18 protein-coding genes are annotated in these 15,554 nt (G+C 67.6%); 10 read left to right on the top strand and 8 right to left on the bottom strand.

Annotation, left to right across the window (positions count from 1 at the left end; translation table 11 throughout):
* Positions 1–124 precede the first annotated feature (124 nt).
* Positions 125–1,474, bottom strand: a complete 1,350-nt coding sequence (locus tag BMY12_RS07230) for a S41 family peptidase (RefSeq protein ID WP_093283947.1) — start codon at positions 1,472–1,474, stop codon at positions 125–127.
* A 90-nt stretch (positions 1,475–1,564) separates the two neighbouring features.
* A complete protein-coding gene (locus tag BMY12_RS07225) occupies positions 1,565–2,719 on the bottom strand; it encodes a murein hydrolase activator EnvC family protein (protein ID WP_093283945.1) in 1,155 nt (384 codons plus the stop codon).
* A 54-nt stretch (positions 2,720–2,773) separates the two neighbouring features.
* Between BMY12_RS07225 and BMY12_RS07220 the strand changes: the two genes are divergently transcribed.
* The 4 genes from BMY12_RS07220 (at position 2,774) to BMY12_RS07205 (ending at position 5,045) form a co-directional block, all read left to right on the top strand.
* Positions 2,774–3,199 (top strand): rhodanese-like domain-containing protein, encoded by a 426-nt coding sequence (locus BMY12_RS07220; RefSeq protein ID WP_093283942.1) that lies wholly within the window; start codon positions 2,774–2,776, stop codon positions 3,197–3,199.
* Complete coding sequence (gene grxC, locus BMY12_RS07215) at positions 3,196–3,450, top strand: glutaredoxin 3 (protein WP_093283940.1); 255 nt, start codon at positions 3,196–3,198, stop codon at positions 3,448–3,450. Before BMY12_RS07220 ends, grxC begins: the two co-directional genes overlap by 4 nt.
* 28 nt (positions 3,451–3,478) lie before the next feature.
* Positions 3,479–3,979, top strand: coding sequence for a protein-export chaperone SecB (gene secB, locus BMY12_RS07210; RefSeq protein ID WP_093283937.1), 501 nt, complete (start codon positions 3,479–3,481; stop codon positions 3,977–3,979).
* A 64-nt stretch (positions 3,980–4,043) separates the two neighbouring features.
* Complete coding sequence (locus BMY12_RS07205) at positions 4,044–5,045, top strand: NAD(P)H-dependent glycerol-3-phosphate dehydrogenase (RefSeq protein ID WP_093283936.1); 1,002 nt, start codon at positions 4,044–4,046, stop codon at positions 5,043–5,045.
* A gap of 168 nt (positions 5,046–5,213) precedes the next feature.
* Here the strand turns inward: BMY12_RS07205 and BMY12_RS07200 are convergent, their stop codons facing one another.
* The 3 genes from BMY12_RS07200 to BMY12_RS07190 all read right to left on the bottom strand — a co-directional run bounded on the left by BMY12_RS07200 (position 5,214) and on the right by BMY12_RS07190 (position 6,951).
* Positions 5,214–6,107, bottom strand: coding sequence for a CAP domain-containing protein (locus BMY12_RS07200; RefSeq protein ID WP_093283933.1), 894 nt, complete (start codon positions 6,105–6,107; stop codon positions 5,214–5,216).
* Positions 6,108–6,178: 71 nt separating this feature from the next.
* A complete protein-coding gene (gene trmL, locus BMY12_RS07195) occupies positions 6,179–6,649 on the bottom strand; it encodes a tRNA (uridine(34)/cytosine(34)/5-carboxymethylaminomethyluridine(34)-2'-O)-methyltransferase TrmL (RefSeq protein WP_093283931.1) in 471 nt (156 codons plus the stop codon).
* Positions 6,646–6,951: a putative signal transducing protein gene (locus tag BMY12_RS07190; RefSeq protein ID WP_093283928.1), complete on the bottom strand. Its 306-nt coding sequence runs from the start codon at positions 6,949–6,951 to the stop codon at positions 6,646–6,648. Before BMY12_RS07190 ends, trmL begins: the two co-directional genes overlap by 4 nt.
* A gap of 148 nt (positions 6,952–7,099) precedes the next feature.
* On the opposite strand from BMY12_RS07190, the gene BMY12_RS07185 reads away from it, so the two are divergent.
* On the top strand, positions 7,100–7,366 hold the full coding sequence (locus tag BMY12_RS07185; RefSeq protein ID WP_245732395.1) for a hypothetical protein: 267 nt from the start codon (positions 7,100–7,102) through the stop codon (positions 7,364–7,366).
* Between the two features lie 59 nt (positions 7,367–7,425).
* Here the strand turns inward: BMY12_RS07185 and BMY12_RS07180 are convergent, their stop codons facing one another.
* Positions 7,426–10,221, bottom strand: a complete 2,796-nt coding sequence (locus BMY12_RS07180; protein WP_245732393.1) for a M16 family metallopeptidase — start codon at positions 10,219–10,221, stop codon at positions 7,426–7,428.
* Positions 10,222–10,276: 55 nt separating this feature from the next.
* Here BMY12_RS07180 and ampD point away from each other — a divergent pair, with 55 nt between their 5' ends.
* Genes ampD through BMY12_RS07165 form a run of 3 tightly spaced genes read left to right on the top strand, consistent with a single transcriptional unit; the run spans position 10,277 to position 12,538 of the window.
* Entirely contained in the window at positions 10,277–10,849 is a 573-nt protein-coding gene (gene ampD / locus BMY12_RS07175; RefSeq protein ID WP_177188902.1) for a 1,6-anhydro-N-acetylmuramyl-L-alanine amidase AmpD, read from the top strand.
* A 4-nt stretch (positions 10,850–10,853) separates the two neighbouring features.
* Positions 10,854–11,717, top strand: coding sequence for a regulatory signaling modulator protein AmpE (gene ampE / locus BMY12_RS07170; RefSeq protein ID WP_093283926.1), 864 nt, complete (start codon positions 10,854–10,856; stop codon positions 11,715–11,717).
* The gene (locus BMY12_RS07165; RefSeq protein WP_093283923.1) at positions 11,717–12,538 is read left to right on the top strand and encodes a helical backbone metal receptor; all 822 of its coding nucleotides are present in this window, start codon (positions 11,717–11,719) and stop codon (positions 12,536–12,538) included. Before ampE ends, BMY12_RS07165 begins: the two co-directional genes overlap by 1 nt.
* On the opposite strand, the gene BMY12_RS07160 is transcribed toward BMY12_RS07165, so the two are convergent.
* On the bottom strand, positions 12,519–13,061 hold the full coding sequence (locus BMY12_RS07160; protein ID WP_093283920.1) for a cob(I)yrinic acid a,c-diamide adenosyltransferase: 543 nt from the start codon (positions 13,059–13,061) through the stop codon (positions 12,519–12,521). The genes BMY12_RS07165 and BMY12_RS07160 overlap by 20 nt on opposite strands.
* Positions 13,062–13,178: 117 nt before the next feature.
* On the opposite strand from BMY12_RS07160, the gene BMY12_RS07155 reads away from it, so the two are divergent.
* Positions 13,179–13,979, top strand: a complete 801-nt coding sequence (locus BMY12_RS07155) for an inositol monophosphatase family protein (protein ID WP_093283918.1) — start codon at positions 13,179–13,181, stop codon at positions 13,977–13,979.
* Between the two features lie 264 nt (positions 13,980–14,243).
* Here the strand turns inward: BMY12_RS07155 and BMY12_RS07150 are convergent, their stop codons facing one another.
* Positions 14,244–14,900, bottom strand: coding sequence for a histidinol-phosphatase (locus BMY12_RS07150; protein WP_093283915.1), 657 nt, complete (start codon positions 14,898–14,900; stop codon positions 14,244–14,246).
* A gap of 113 nt (positions 14,901–15,013) precedes the next feature.
* Between BMY12_RS07150 and BMY12_RS07145 the strand changes: the two genes are divergently transcribed.
* Complete coding sequence (locus tag BMY12_RS07145; RefSeq protein ID WP_093283913.1) at positions 15,014–15,547, top strand: RNA pyrophosphohydrolase; 534 nt, start codon at positions 15,014–15,016, stop codon at positions 15,545–15,547.
* The last annotated feature ends 7 nt before the right edge of the window (positions 15,548–15,554 follow it).

Here is a 15,554-nt window from a genome sequence, read left to right as displayed (position 1 = left end):
GGCGCAGCTGCGTTGACGTCGAAGCCGGCTTGGCGCCTCTGCGTGTTTCCTCGCGCGACGCGAGGCTGCAAACAAAAAGGGCGGCCGAAGCCGCCCTTGCACTTGCCCTGCTGGACTGCGCGCTTCAGCGCTTCTGCGCGATGATCAGGCCGCGCAGCAGGTTGGCGGCTTCGTAGAGCGTGTAGTCGGTCTGTGCCAGCTGCTGCGAGTCCTTGGCCTTCTGCTCGGTGGCGGCCTGCGCCTTGGCGCGGTCTTCCTTGCTGGCCTTGTCGTCCTTGTTCTGCAGGCTGCCCTTGAGATCGGCTTCCTTGATCGGGTCGAAAGCGTTGTCGGCGTCTTCTTCCTCGGCCTTGGCCAGCTTCAGCGGCTTGATCACCACGTCCGGCTCGATGCCTTCGCCCTGGATGGAACGGCCCGAGGGCGTGTAGTAGCGGGCGGTGGTGAGCTTGATGGCGCCTTCGTTGGTCAGCGGCAGAATGGTCTGCACCGAGCCCTTGCCGAAGGAGCGCGTGCCGACGATCAGCGCGCGCTTCTGGTCCTGCAGCGCGCCGGCGACGATTTCCGAAGCCGAGGCCGAGCCGCCGTTGACCAGCACCACGATGGGCTTGCCGTTCATGACATCACCGGCGCGCGCGTCGAACTCGCGCTGCTCGTTGGCTTCGCGACCCTTGATGCTGACCACCGGGCCTTTCTCCAGGAATTCGTCGCTGATCTTCACCGCCGCGTCGAGCACGCCGCCGGGATTGTTGCGCAGGTCCAGCACCAGACCCTTGAGGCCGCCCTTGGCGTCCTTGCTGATCTTGGCGAATTCCTTGTTGAAGCTGTTGTCGGTGTCGGTGGTGAAGGAGGAGATGCGCAGATAGCCGATGCTGTCGTCGAGCAGCTTGCCGCGCACGCTGGCCACCGAGATGGTCTCGCGCTTGAGGTCCAGCACCTTGGGCCCGCCGTCGCCTTCATGGACGACGGTGAGCTTGACCTTGGTGCCCGGCTCGCCGCGCATCTTGTCCACGGCTTCGTTGAGAGAGAGACCCTTCACCGGGGTTTCGTCGATCTTCACGATCAGATCGCCCGGCTGGATGCCGGCCTTGGCGGCGGGCGTGTCGTCGATGGGCGAGACCACGCGCACGAAGCCGTTCTGCATCTGCACCTCGATGCCCAGACCACCGAACTTGCCGGTGGTGACCACGTTCATGTCGGCGTATTCCTCCTTGTCCAGATACGCCGAGTGCGGATCCAGACCGCTGAGCATGCCGCGCACGGCGTTCTCGATCAGGGTCTTGTCCTCCACCGGTTCGACGTAGTCGGCCTTCACGCGATTGAGGATCTCCACGAAGGTCTGCAGATCCTTGAATGCCAGCGGATCGGCGTTGCTCTTCGCGGATTTGTCGGCCAGCACGCCCTGGGTCAGGGTCACGGAGGCGCCGAGCAGCGCACCGGCGGCAAGCGCCAGGGGAATGCGGTAATTCAGGGACATATCAAGGAAATCTGGGGCTTGGAGGGGGCGTGAACGGGGACGATAGCAACACTCAGACTGCACGGCAAAGCGCAGGTTCCTTTGCGGTGCTCAGCGCGCCAGCCACTGCGCCGGGTCCACGGCCTCGGTTCCACGGCGGATTTCGAAGTACAGGCCCGGCTGATCGTAGCCGCCGCTGTCGCCGGCATAGGCCAAAACCTGACCGGCGCTGATGGTGGCGCCCGCCGCCACCGCCGCGCTCTGGCAGTGACCGTAAAGCGAGAAATAGCCGCTCTCATGCTCCACCAGCACGATCAGGCCGTAGCGGTGCATCCAGCCCACGTAGGCCACCCGCCCCGGCGCCACGGCCTTCACCGGGCTGCCGGCAGCGCCGCCGATCCAGTGACCATTCCAGCTCAGGCGGCCGTCGGCCTTGGCCTGGCCGTAACGGGCCAGCAGCGGTCCGCGCAGCGGCCAGGGCAGCTTGCCCTTCTGGCGGGTGAAGGCGCTGTCGCTGAAAGCCACTTCCGGCGGCAGCGCGCGCTGCGCGGCCTTGAGTGATTCGATCAGCTTGCGGATCGCGCGCTCGTCGGCCTTGAGCTGGGCCAGATCGCCTTGCTCGTCGGCGATGCGCGCCTTGACCTTGTCCAGCACCTGCGCGCGATCCTGGCGCTGCGACTGCAGCTCGCCCAGCTGCGACTGCTGCTGGCGGCGCAAGGCCTCCAGCTCGTCCTGCTCCTGCTGTTCCAGGGCGGCGAGCTGTTCCAGCTCGGCGGCGCGCGCCTGGATGTCGGCGATCAGCCGCAGCTGGGCGCGCTGCAGATAGTCGTAGTAGCTCAGATTGCGGCCGACGCGCTGCACGTCGTCGATGTTGAGCAGCAGCTGGGTCTGGCCCTGACGGCCCAGCACATAGGCGGCGCGCAGCTGCTGGCCCAGCTCGGCGTGGCGCTGGTCCAGCTGGGCCTGGGTCTGGCGCTGCTGCTGCTGGGTCTCGCGCAGCTTCTGCGCCTGCGCGGCGATGCGGGAATTGAGCTTGCGCAGGGCCTGCTGGCTGTCGGCCAGTCGCCGCTCGGCCTTTTCCAGCTCTTCGGCCAGCGCCTCGCGCTGGCCCTGGTCGGACTGCATCCGCTTCTGCAGCTCGCCGATGCGCTCGCGCAGCGCGTCCAGTGCGCTCTGCTTCTGCTGCAGCACGCTGTCGTTGGCGGGGGCGGGAAGGCTGGCGGCGGCAAGCAGCAGCAGCGCCAGCAGGCGGCGTGGACGGAACATGCAATAATGCTAGCCGGTTTGCCTGTCCCCACGCAGTTCTTGTCTTTCACGACGATGGCCCAATTGCTTGAATTCGTTTCCGCCCACCCCCTGCTGCTGGTGGCGCTGGTGTTGGTTCTGCTGCTGCTGATCGCCAACGAAGTCCACGGCAACCTGACCGGCGGCAAGCGCCTGTCGGCCGCCGAGGCGGTGCGGCTGATCAATGACCGCGATCCCTTGATCGTGGACGTGCGCGGCGCCGCCGACTTCAAGCGCGGTCACCTGCTCAACGCCCATCACGCGCCGCTGGCCAAGCTCGATGATCACCTGGGGCAGCTGGCGCGCGACAAGGCCCGGCCGGTGCTGCTGTACTGCGCTCTGGGCAACAGCAGCCGCACGGCCGAGGAAAAGCTGCGCAAGAGCGGCTTTGCCGAGGTCTACCAGCTCAAGGGCGGCATCAATTCCTGGCTCGCGGCCAGCCTGCCGGTCACCGCCAAATGAAACGCGTGCTGATGTACACCACGCAGGTCTGCCCCTACTGCGTGATGGCCAAGCGCCTGCTGGGCAGCAAGGGTGTGGCGATCGAGGAAGTGCGCGTGGACCAGGAACCAGGCCTGCGCGAAGAGATGATGCGCATCACCCAGCGCCGCACCGTGCCGCAGATTTTCATCGGCGAGACCCACGTCGGCGGCTTCGAGGACTTGCAGGCCCTGGAGCGCGCGGGCAAGCTCGATCCCCTTTTGCAGGACTGACCTTCTTCACCTTTTTGCCAAGTACGCCATGACCGAAACCGCCGCACCCGCCGCTGCCGAAACCAACGAAGCCGCCCGCCAGGTTCTGCTGCAGAAGATTTATGTGAAGGACGCCTCGCTGGAAGTGCCGCAGGCGCCGCAGGTCTTCACCCGTCCCTGGCAGCCGACGCTGGACGTGCAGGTGAACACCGAGGCCAAGGGCCTGGAAGCCGACTCGGTGCAGGTGGTGCTGTCGATCACCGTCACCGCCAAGCTGGGCGAGGACGTGGCCTTCCTGGTCGAGGCGCATCAGGCCGGCATTTTCACGGTGCGCGGCTTCACGCAGCGCGAGGAGCAGGCGGCGGTGGTCGCGGCCTACTGCCCGAACCTGCTGTTCCCCTTCGCCCGCGAAACGATCGCCGATCTGGTGCAGCGCGCCGGCTTCCCGCAGCTGCTGCTGCAGCCGATCAACTTTGACGCGCTGTATCTGGAGCATCTGCAGCGCCAGCGCGCCGAACAGGCCGCCGCTGCGCCGGCCGCCGCGCACTGAGCAAGCCCAGGCGCCGGCGCCCTGCCGCGCCGGTGCTCACGCAGGCCAACCAGGAGCCGCAGCGATGACGTATCAGGTCGCAGTGCTCGGTGCGGGTTCCTTTGGTACGGCGCTGGCCATCCATCTGGCGCGACGCGGCGCGAGCGTGCGGCTCTGGGGCCGCGATGCCGCGCAGATGGCCGAGATCCAGCAGCAGCGCGAAAACGCCCGTTATCTTCCCGACTGTCCGTTGCCGGCCAAGCTGCTGGCCGATGCCGATCTCGCCGCAGCGGTGGCCGACAGCGACGATCTCTTGCTGGCCACGCCCTCGCATGCCCTGCGCGGCATGCTCAGCACCCTGCAGCCGCTGCTCAAGGCCGGGCAGGGACTGGCCATCGCCTGCAAGGGCCTGGAGCCCGACAGCGGCAAGCTGATTCACGAGGTGGTGGCCGATGTCCTGGGCGCCGCGCATCCCTTTTCGGTGATTTCCGGCCCCACCTTCGCCAAGGAGCTGGGCCTGGGTCTGCCGACGGCGGTGACCATCGCTTCGGACGACCGGCACTACGCCGAGAAATTCGCGCATCTGTTGCACGGCGATGGCTTCCGCGCCTACTGGAGCGAGGATCTGCCCGGCGTCGAGATCGGCGGCGCGGCCAAGAACGTGATGGCCATCGGCGTCGGCATTGCCGATGGGCTGGGGCTGGGCGCCAACACCCGCGCCGCGCTGATCACGCGCGGCCTCGCCGAGATGATGCGTCTGGCCGAAGCGCTGGGCGGCAAGGCCGAAACCCTGATGGGGCTGTCCGGCATGGGCGATCTGGTGCTGACCTGCACCGACAATCAGTCGCGCAATCGCCGCATGGGTCTGCTGCTGGCGCAGAACAAGAGCGTGGCCGAGGCCAGCGCCGAAATCCGTCAGGTGGTGGAAGGCGTCAAGGCCGCGCCGGAAGTGCTGCGCGTGGCGCAGCGCCTGGGCGTGGAGATGCCGATCACCACCGCGGTGGCCGCCGTGCTGACCGGACGCATCAGCGCGGTGGAGGCGGTGGCGCAGCTGGCCAAGCGTCCCGCCAAGGCCGAGCTGACCTGAACTTGTAGCCGCGTGCTGAAAAACGAAGTGTTCGGCACGCGGTGCTTGGCACATGGAGGTGCCGACAGCCATCCAGCGCGTCAGCGCTGGATGGCCGGGAGCGCAGGAAAGCCACGCTTTTGCGTGGCGACCTGAAAAACGCCAGGGATGGCGTTTTTCAGCAAGCGCTTAGTACGGCCGCTGGCCCAGATAATTGCCGGCCGGACTGTACTCGGCGGCAATCACCACGCCGCCGTCCGCGCATTGCGCCTTGCCGATGCCCACTTGCGTGGTGTCGCGCCACACCATCTGCGTGTAATGGCCGGTGGCGTGATAGTTCTTCGCGGTGACCGGCCCGTAACGGTACTGGCGGATTTCCTTGTACCAGCTCTGCGCGGCGTCCAGCGCGCCGTAGGGATAACCGTTGCCGGCGAACAGGTTCTCGCCGTACGGATTGTTCTGCGTGTGTTCGAGCTGGCAGCCGCGCGTGGCGGCCAGATGCTCGGCCCAGCGCTGCGCGGTGCCGGCCAGCGGCGCTGACCAGGCCAGCGCCGGCACGCCCACTTCGCGACGCTTGGCATTGTGGAAGTCCAGCGCCGCCTGCGCTTCCTGTGGCGAGATGCGCGAGCCGGTGCGCGGCGGCACACGGCTGGCCAGCGGCACCTGCGGCTCGGCCTCCGGCGCTTCGTCGCGGTACACCGGCTGCGGCGCGCGGGCCAGCTCTTCGCGCTGCAGCGGTGCGAGCTGGCCATGACGCTGCAGATAGCCGCGATAACGGTTCAGCAGCTCGTCCTTCAGCTGACCCAGCATGTCTTCGTAATCGGCATCGGCATTGCCGCGTCGCTGACAGGCCTGCAGCCGGGCGATGGCGTCTTCGAGATCGGCGCTGCGCAAGGCGTCGAGCCCCGCGCCACCGGGATTGTCGTCCTGCGTCTGATCCTGCAGCTGTTCGATCATGGCGGCGCAGGCATCCTGGGCGTGGGCGCCCGGTGCAAGGCCGAGCAGGCCCAGGGCAAAGAGACAGGCAGGCGTGGTGAGCTTCAAGGCGGGCTCCAGCGGTTTGAGCGGCAGTGGGTCGGCCAAGCTTAGGAAGCCAAACTGAAGCGCAACCGAACCGCGGCCGTTGCTGTGCGCCGTTTGACGGCGACGAGCGCTCAGGATCCGGCCATGCCCTCGTAGCCCAGCTGGCGCCAGGCCTCGTACACCGCCACCGCCACGGCGTTGGAGAGATTCACGCTGCGGTTGGCCGGCCGCATCGGCAGATACAGACGCTGCGACTCGGGCAGTGCGTCGAGCAGCTCGGCCGGCAGGCCGCGCGTTTCCGGACCGAACAGCAGGAGATCACCGCTCTGATAGCGATGCGCATCGAAGCGCACCCGGCCCCGCGTGCTGAAGGCCAGCAGTCGCGCCTGCGGTTTGCTGGCGCGCAGCGCCTCGAACGAAGCGTGCTGCTGCACGCTGGTGAGATCGTGATAGTCCAGGCCGGCGCGACGCAGCTTGGCCTCGTCCAGCGTGAAGCCCAGCGGGTGAATCAGGTGCAGTCGCGCGCCGGTGTTGGCGCAGAGCCGGATCACATTGCCGGTGTTGGGCGGAATCTCCGGCTGATACAGCGCCACCTCGATCATGCCGGCCGCTCGTGGCCACAGGACCAGCAGATTTCGAAATGCACCGGCGAGCGTTCGCCGCAGGCACAGACCCAGCTGGCACCGGCGTGACGGCGATGCTCGTAGCGGCGCAGCAGCTCGCGCGCCGGCGCCAGCTGGCTGTCGTCATCCAGCATCAGGCGTGGCCAGTTGTCGGCCGGCAGCTCGCCCAGGCCGCTCCACAAACCCGCGCCCAGCAGCTGCGCGCGGATGCCGTGCTCGGCCAGATAGGCGCGCAGGATTTCGGCTTCCAGAGGGTTGGCGGCGGCATACAGCGTGTGCATGACACATTGTAGGCGGCGCCGGCGCCGGCAGCCTATCCGTGAACCACGCGCCGGCGTGCGCAATTCGCCGATAGGCTCTAAGCTGCGCGCCTCTCGATGCAGCGAGAAGCCAATGATGTTTTTACGCAAGCTGTTGTGTGCAGCCGCGATGACGCTGGTGCTTGGCACCGCGCAGGCGCAGGTGGTGGAAACCAGTCCGGAAGTGGACAACTCGCCGTCCGGTGTGGCGATGGCCCTGGATCTGGCCGTGGCGCGTCCGCTCGGCTTGGCGGTGACGGTGCTGGGCGGCGTGGTGTTCATCGCGCAGCTGCCGCTGGACCTGCTGGGCTGGCAGTCGCCGGCGGCTCCGGCGCGCAAGCTGGTGATGGAGCCCGCGCGTTTCACCTTCACCCGGCCGCTGGGCGATTTCGAATAGGCCCAGCCCTTACCGGCCCGCAGACGCGGGATGCGTCTGCGGGCCGGCAGTCCTGTCAGCTAGCGCAGCACCTTGCCGTCGGCGTCCACGACCTGCACCTGCGTGATGCCCAGCGTCGGCGCCAGCTGGCGCAGCGGCGCTTCGATCTTGCTCAGATCTCCCACCACGATCCAGGTCAGCGCCTGCGGCTTTAAGAATTTCTGCGCGGCGGCGTTGATCGCCTCGGGCTTGAGTGTCTGCGCCTGCTGCACGTAATCGTTCCAGTAGGAATCCGGCAGGCCGTAGTTGAGGATGGTGGCGTAGGAATTGGCGAGCTCGGCGCTGGTCTCGTTCTCGCCGGGCAGTGAACGCACCAGGCTGTCGCGGGCGAAGTCCACTTCCTTGCCATCGATGGGTTTCTTGCCCACCGCCTCACGCAGTTCGCGATCCATCTCGCGCAGCGAGTCCACGGTCTTGTCGGACTGCACCGGCGCGTAGGCCATGAACGGCCGCTGCGCCTTGGCGCCGGCGATGGCGCTGAACGCGCCATAGCTCCAGTGCTTGTCTTCGCGCAGGTTCATGTTGAGCCTGGAGACGAAGTTGCCGCCCAGCGCGGTGTTGGCGAGCTGCATGGCGATGTCGTCCGGATCGGACTTCGGCGGTGCGAGTTCGGTGGCCATCACCAGGCTCTGCTCGGCGCCGGTCTTGTTGACCAGCACCAGCCGCGGCGCGGCCGGCAGCGCCACCGTGGCCAGATTCTTCACCGGCTTCTCGCCGCTGGCGCGCCAGCCGCCGAAGCGCTGTTCCAGCAGCGGCTTGATCTCGGCCAGCGTGGTGTCGCCGACGATCAGCAGCGTGGCATTGTCCGGGCGCAGCCAGCGCTGATAGAAGGCCTTGAGATCGGGCAGCGTGATGCTGGCGACGCTGGCCTCGGTGCCGCTGCCGGAACCCGGATTGCTGTAGGCGTGGTTCTCGCCGTAGAGCAGCTTGGGATAGATGCGCCGCGCCAGGCCCACGGGCTGCGCCTTCTCCTGGCGGATGGCGGCCAGCTGCAGCTGCTTCAAGCGCTGCAGCTCCTTTTCCGGGAAGGTCGGATGCAGGGCGACATCGGCGTACAGCGCCAGACTCTCGCTGAGCTTGGCCTTGAGCGCGTTGAGCCGCACATAGGCGTTGTCCAGCGAGGAGCCGGTGCTGATCAGCGCGCCCAGATCATCCTTGCGTGCCGCCAGTTGCAGGGCGTCGTAGGCCCCCGCGCCCTCGTCGAGCATGTCGAGCGTGAGCTTGGCGGTGCCCGGCTTCACGCCGGTGTCGGCGGCGTAGCCGGCGTCGAACATCAGGCTGAACTGCACCACCGGGGCTTCATGACGTTCGGCCAGCACCAGCTTCAGGCCGTTGCTGAGCGTGGCGCGCTGCAGCGGCGGCAGCTTCAGCGCCGGCGGCGCGCCGATCTCGGGCAGCTTGTCGCGCGGCGCGTCCTGGCCGCTGGCGGCGTATTCGGGGAAGGGTTCGACATCCAGCTTGAACACGCCGTCCGACAGCCATTTGCGCGCGACCTCGCGCAGTTGCGCGGGCGTGGCGCGGCGGATTTCGTCCAGCTCCTGCGTATAGCGCTCCGGCGTGCCGCAGTACACCTGGTACTGCGCCAGCTGTGCGGACTTGCCGCCGGAGCCGTCGATGCGTTCCAGGCCGCGCAGCGCCGAGGCGAACACGGCGGTTTTCACGCGCTGCAGTTCCTCGACCGTGGGGCCTTCACGCAGGAAGCGCTGCAGTTCCTCGTCGATGGCCTGCTCCACGCGCGCCGGTTCCACGCCTTCTTTCACCATGGTGTCGATGGTGAACTGCGAGCCGATCTCGAACGGGCCGATGCCCACTTCCACGCCGGTGGCGATCTGGTCCTTGTACACGAGCCGCTTGTAGAGACGGCTGTTCTTGCCGTCGCCCAGCACCGAGGCGGCCAGCGACAGGGTGTTGGCCTCGCGATCGCAGAAACCGGGAATGTTCCAGACCTGCAGCAGGCGTGCTTGCGGCACGCGATCCTGCATCGTGGCGCGGCGCGTGCCGCTCATCTTCGCGACCCAGGGACCCTGATGCTTGAGCGGTGGCCCCGACGGGATGTCGCCGAAGTAATACTCGACTTTCTTCAGCACCTCGGCCGGCTGCACATCGCCGGCGATCACCAGCGTGGCATTGGCGGCGCCGTAATGTTCCTGGAACCATTCCTTCACATCGGCCAGGCTCGCGGCATTCAGATCGGCCTCGGAGCCGATGGCAGTCCAGGAATAGGGATGGCCGACCGGATAGGTGGCCTGCGCGACGAAGTCATCGACCTTGCCGTAGGGCTGGTTTTCACCCTGGCGCTTTTCGTTGAGCACCACACCGCGCTGCTCGTCCAGGCGCGCCTGATCGACGGCACCGAGCAGATGGCCCATGCGGTCGGATTCCAGCCACAGCGCGCGATCGAGCACCGAGACCGGCACGTTCTGGAAGTAATTGGTGCGGTCGTACCAGGTGGAGCCGTTCATCTTGGTGGCGCCGGCCGGCTCCAGCGCGCGGAAGAATTCGTCGTTGTAATGCTCCGAGCCGTTGAACATCAGATGCTCGAACAGATGCGCAAAGCCGGTGCGGCCGGGCCGCTCGTCCTTGCTGCCGACGTGATACCAGACATTCACCGCCACCAGCGGCGCCTTGTGATCCTCGTGGATAATGAGCGTCAGGCCATTGGGCAGAATATGGCGCTCGTAGGGAATGCTGACGCTGGGAAATTCATCGGCCTTGGTGCTGGACTGGGCGGCGGCTTGCGCAATGGCGCTGCCACCGAGCATCAGGCACAGCGCGAGGCACAGCCGGCGGCCGGCGGTGGAGACTGGAGGCGTCATGGCTGGAGTAGGTCCGGTTTTCTTGTGGTATCGATGACAGCGGATGATTGAACAGATGGCGCAGGCGCGCAAAGGTTCCGTGGCAGCGGTGTCGGCCGAAGGCTGGCTGGCCGGCGCGCGCGTCTGTGTCTCGCCCTTCTGCGACGAGCGCCCGGATGCCGCCGATCTGAGTCTGGTGGTGATTCACGGCATCAGTCTGCCGCCAGGGCAGTACGGCGGCCCCTACATTGAGCAGCTGTTCACCGGCAGGCTCGATCCGGACGCGCATCCGTACTTTGCCGGCATCCACCAGCTCAAGGTTTCCGCGCATCTGCTGATCCGCCGCGACGGCAGCGTGATCCAGTATGTGCCGTTCACGCGCCGCGCCTGGCACGCCGGGGTCTCGCGCTGGCAGGCGCGCGAGCGCTGCAATGATTTCTCCATCGGCATCGAGCTGGAAGGCAGCGATGAAGAAGCCTACGCGCTGGCGCAGTACGCGGCGCTGGCGGCTGCGCTGCGCGCGCTGCTGGCGGCCTATCCGCGCCTGAGCCGCGCGGGCATCGTCGGCCATAGCGATATCGCGCCCGGCCGCAAGACCGATCCGGGGCCCTATTTCGACTGGGCGCGCCTGCGCGCCGACCTGGAGTGAAGCCGTGGTATTGATCGGAATCCTGGTGGCCCTGGTGCTGGAGCGTCTGCTCGGTCGCTACAGTGGCTGGGGAAGGCCGGTGATCTTCCTCCGGATCATGTCGCTCGTGCGCAGCCTGCTGCCGCGCGCGATCTGGCAGTCGCCGGTCTTGCCGCTGCTGGCCATCGCGCTGCCGGCCGCCGCCGCGCACTGGCTCTGCGGGCTGTTTCTCAATCCGCTGCTGAATCTCGCCGCTTCCGCCGGCGTGCTGCTGCTGTGCCTGGGGCCGCGCGATCTGGCCGAGGACGTGCGCGATCTGCTCGCGGCGCGCGAGGCCGGCGATCTGGCGCGCGCGCAGCGCATCGTGCGCAATCTGCAGCGCGGCCCGCAGCCGGACCAGAGCCATCGCTCGCTGATGGGCACGCTGTTCATCCAGTCGCACGAAAAACTCTTCGGCGTGCTGCTCTGGTATTTCGTGGCCGGGCCGGCCGGTGCGGTGGCCTATCGTGTCGCCACGCGCCTGCCGCGCCTGCTGGCGGAGACCGCGGCCGGCTCTTCCGCGCAGTTCACCGCCGAAGCCCTGCATGGACTGCTGGCCTTTGTGCCGGCGCGCATCACCGCCGTGCTGTACGGCCTGGCCGGCAGCCTCGACGATGCCTTGATCGAGTACCGCCGCCTGCGCGCCGAGGCGCAGCACGGCTGGCGCTCGCACACCTGGGCGCTGCTGGCGGAAATCGCCACCGCCTCGCTGCGCAGCGAGGACGATGCCGGGCAGGCGCAGGCGCCGGATCTGAACACCGCGCTGCAGGAAGTGCTGGGCATGCAGCTGCGCGCGCTGATGATTCTGCTGGCGCTGTTTGCGATCTTCGCCACCGGCAGCATGTTCTGATGCGGCGCTGGTTGGCCTGTGCGGCGCTGGCTCTGGCGCTGCCGGCGGCGGCGCAGGAGCGCATCGTCACCCTGGCGCCGCATCTGGCCGAGCTGGTCTGCGCGGTCGGCGCCTGTGCGCAACTGGCGGGGGTGGCGGCGTATACCGATGCGCCGGCCACGGCGGCGGCGCTGCCCAGGATCGGTGATGCGCAGGGCGTGAACCCGGAAGCGGTGCTGGCCTTGCGGCCCACGCGCGTGCTGGCCTGGGATGGCGGTACGCCGACGGCCACCATCGCGCGCCTGCGCGGCCTGGGCGTGCGGGTGGACGTGCTGCGCGTGCGCAGCCTGGACGATATCGGTCCGGCGCTGCTGCATCTGGGTGACGAGTTGCAGCGCCCGCAGGCGGCGCAGCAGGCGGCACAGGCTTACAACGCCCGGCTGGCCGCGCTGCGCCAGCGCTATGCAAGCCGGCCACGGCTGCGCGCCTTCTATCAGATCGAGTCCGGGCCGGCCTACACGGTGAATCGCGACAGCCCGATCAGCGCCGCGCTGACGCTGTGCGGCGCCGACAATGTTTTCGCGCAGCTGCCGACCTTGTCAGCGGCGGTGAGCGCGGAGGCGGTGCTGGCCGCCGATCCGGACGTGGTGGTGTTCACCAGCGATGAGAACCGCGCGGCGCTGGATGCCTACTGGTTGCGCCTGGGCAGTGCCCGCGCCGCCGATCCGCGCCGCCGCCTGCAGGTGGACGGCACCGCCCTGACGCGGCAGTCGCCGCGTGTGCTCGACGGCATCGCCGCGCTCTGCGAAGGCCTGGAGCGGGTCAGGCGTGACGCCAGGTGACTTCCTTGCCGCCGTCGGCGCGCGCCAGATGGCGGGCGATGATGAACAGCAGATCCGAGAGGCGGTTCAGATAACGCAGGGCGGCCGGATTGAGCGGCGTCTCTTCGTGCACCGTCCACAGCGCGCGCTCGCCGCGACGCGCCACTGCGCGCGCCAGATGCGCCTGCGCCGCCGGCAGATTGCCGCCGGGCAGCACGAATTCCTTCAGCGGCGGCAGATCGGCATTGAAGTCTTCCACCCAGGCTTCCAGCTGCGCGACATGCGTATCGCCGATGGCGATGTGGCCGGGCAGGGCCAGCTCGCCGCCGATGTCGAACAGACGATGCTGAATCACGCCCAGGGCCTCGGCGAAGCGCGCCGGCAGGGCTTGGGCGATCAGCACGCCGATCTGCGAGTTCAGCTCATCGAGCTCGCCCATGCAGCGCACGCGGGCGTGGGTCTTGGCGACGCGCTCGCCGCTGGCCAGGCCCGTGCTGCCGGCATCGCCGGTACGGGTGACGATCTTGCTCAGGCGATTGCCCACGACTGGCTCCGGAAACGGTGTGAGGAATGGAGCGGTGCATTGTAAGGGCCGGCGCCGCGGGTATCATGCGCAGCCTTGCGGCCTGCGGGCCGTGTGTCGATTCCCTGGATGCAATGCATGAGCAGTTCCGAACTTGAGGCGGCCCTGGCCGCTGCGCGCGCCGCCAGCGTGGTGATCCGCAAGGCTTATCGCGGCAATTTCAGCGTCGAGTACAAGGCCGACGCCAGCCCGGTGACGGAGGTGGATGTCGCCGCCGAGAAGGTCATCAAGGCCGAACTCGCCGCGCGCTTCCCCGACTACGGTTTCTTCGGCGAGGAAACCGGCAAGGAGCACGCCGAGGCCGAGAATCTCTGGCTGGTCGATCCCATCGACGGCACCAAGTCCTTCGTGCGCGGCTATCCGATCTTCTCGGTGCAGATCGCGCTGATGCGGCGCGGCGAGCTGGTGCTGGGCGTGTCCTGCGCGCCCTGCTGGAACGAAAACCTCGGCGAACTGATCTGGGCAGAGAAAGGCCAGGGTGCCTGGCGCGGCCTGCTCGACACGCCGCTGGCGCAGTTCGAACGCCTGCAGGTGTCCAAGGTGGCGCAGCCGGACAAGGCGATTCTGTCCACCGGCAATCTCAACACCCTGGCGCGCGCGCCGCAGCAATGGGCGGCTCTGGGCCGGCTGATTCCGCAGTTGCACCGCCTGCGCGGTTACGGCGACTTCGTGCACTACCACTATCTGGCCGCCGGCAAGATCGACGCGGTGGTGGAAAGCGATGTGAACATTCTCGACATCGCGGCGCTGACCGTGATCGTGCGCGAAGCCGGTGGACGCTTCACCGATCTCAACGGCGGCCCGGTCGGCCTGGATACGCGCACGGTGCTGGCCAGCAATGGCCTGCTGCACGGCGCCTTCGCGGAACTCGCGCTTTAGGGCCTGTTAACGATCACTTTGGGCGCTGCGTTGCTGCCAGAAATCGCGCCATGCGGCGTTGCGAAACTTGGCCTTGGCACCACCAAGGCCTGCGTTTCGCGCCTTGCCTGGCGCGATTTCTGGCGCAAGCCTTCGGGACGGGGCCGTTTTGTCGCAGTGCGGCGTTGGCAGCCGCTGGTTTGGAATCACCAAGCGGCGCGCCTGCCGCCTTGCCCTGCAGCAAAACGACCTCCGTCGCAGCGCCAAAGTGATTGTTAACAGGCCCTAGCGCAGGCTGATCACCGGCCAGCCGCGCTGCCCGGCAGCGGCGCGCAGCGTCGGATCCGGGTCCACGGCGGTGGCCTGATGCATCAGGCTCAGCAGCGGAATGTCGTTGTGTGAATCGCTGTAACCGGCCAGCTGCGTATAAGGCTGGGTCTGCTGCGACAGCCACTGCTGAAGGCGCGTGACCTTGCCGCCCTGGAAATTCGGCGTGCCGGCGATGCGGCCGGTGTAGCGGCCCTCGACGATTTCCGGATCGGTGGCCAGCAGCACGTCCACGCCCAGCAGCTCGGCGATCGGCTCGGTGATGAAGCGCCCGGTGGCGGTGGTGATCAGCAGGGTGTCGCCCTGCGCGCGATGGCGGGCCAGCAGCTCCGGCGTGCCGCGCGCGATGATCGGGCGGATGCGCTGCTCCACATAAAGCCGGCGCAGGGCCAGCATGCGTTCCAGCGGCTCTTCCACCAGCACCTGCAGGCTGAAGGCGGCGTACTCGTGGATGTCCAGGCTGCCGTCCTGATAGGCGCGGTAAAAGCGATCGTTCTCGCGCTCGAAGCGCTGTGCGTCCACCACGCCCTGTTCGACCAGGAACACCCCCCAGAGGTGATCGCTGTCGCCGGCCAGCAGGGTGTTGTCCAGATCGAAGACTGCCAGGCGCCGCATGGTGCTTTCTCTCGCCGCTCAAAAAGGTCGCGCAGCATAGCGCAGGCGGGTTTGCCGGCGCCGTCGTGGCTGTGGAACAATGATTTCGGCTCTGCTCTCAGACTGGTGCTTAAGTGATTGATGCAGACGGCTTTCGTCCCAATGTTGGCATTGTGATCCGCAATGCCGAGGGGCAGCTGTTGTGGGCCAAACGCATCGGTCAGGACGCCTGGCAGTTTCCGCAGGGCGGCATCCAGCGCGGCGAGCGGCCCGAGGAAGCGCTGTTCCGCGAGCTGGGCGAGGAACTGGGTCTGGGGCCCGAAGATGTGCAGATTCTCGGCGTCACGCGCGGCTGGCTGCGCTACCGCCTGCCGCGGCGCTATCTGCGCCGTTCGCGGGGCCGGCTCTGCGTCGGCCAGAAGCAGAAATGGTTCGCGCTGCGCCTGAAAACCCATGATGCTGCGGTGCGCCTCAATACCAGCGAACGGCCTGAATTCGACGGCTGGCGCTGGGTGGATTACTGGCTGCCGCTCGACGAGGTGGTCGAATTCAAGCGCGAGGTCTACCGGCACGCCTTGCAGGAGCTGGCGCCGCTGCTGGGCGCCACCACCCTGCCGGTCTTCGATCCGCCGCTGCCGCTGATTTCTCCTTCTGCGCCGTCGGGCTGAGATTCAC

The organism is Solimonas aquatica, from assembly GCF_900111015.1.
Taxonomy (GTDB): Bacteria; Pseudomonadota; Gammaproteobacteria; order Nevskiales; family Nevskiaceae; genus Solimonas; species Solimonas aquatica.
Note: the sequence above shows the minus strand (reverse complement) of the source record. Positions and strands in the feature narration are given on the sequence as shown.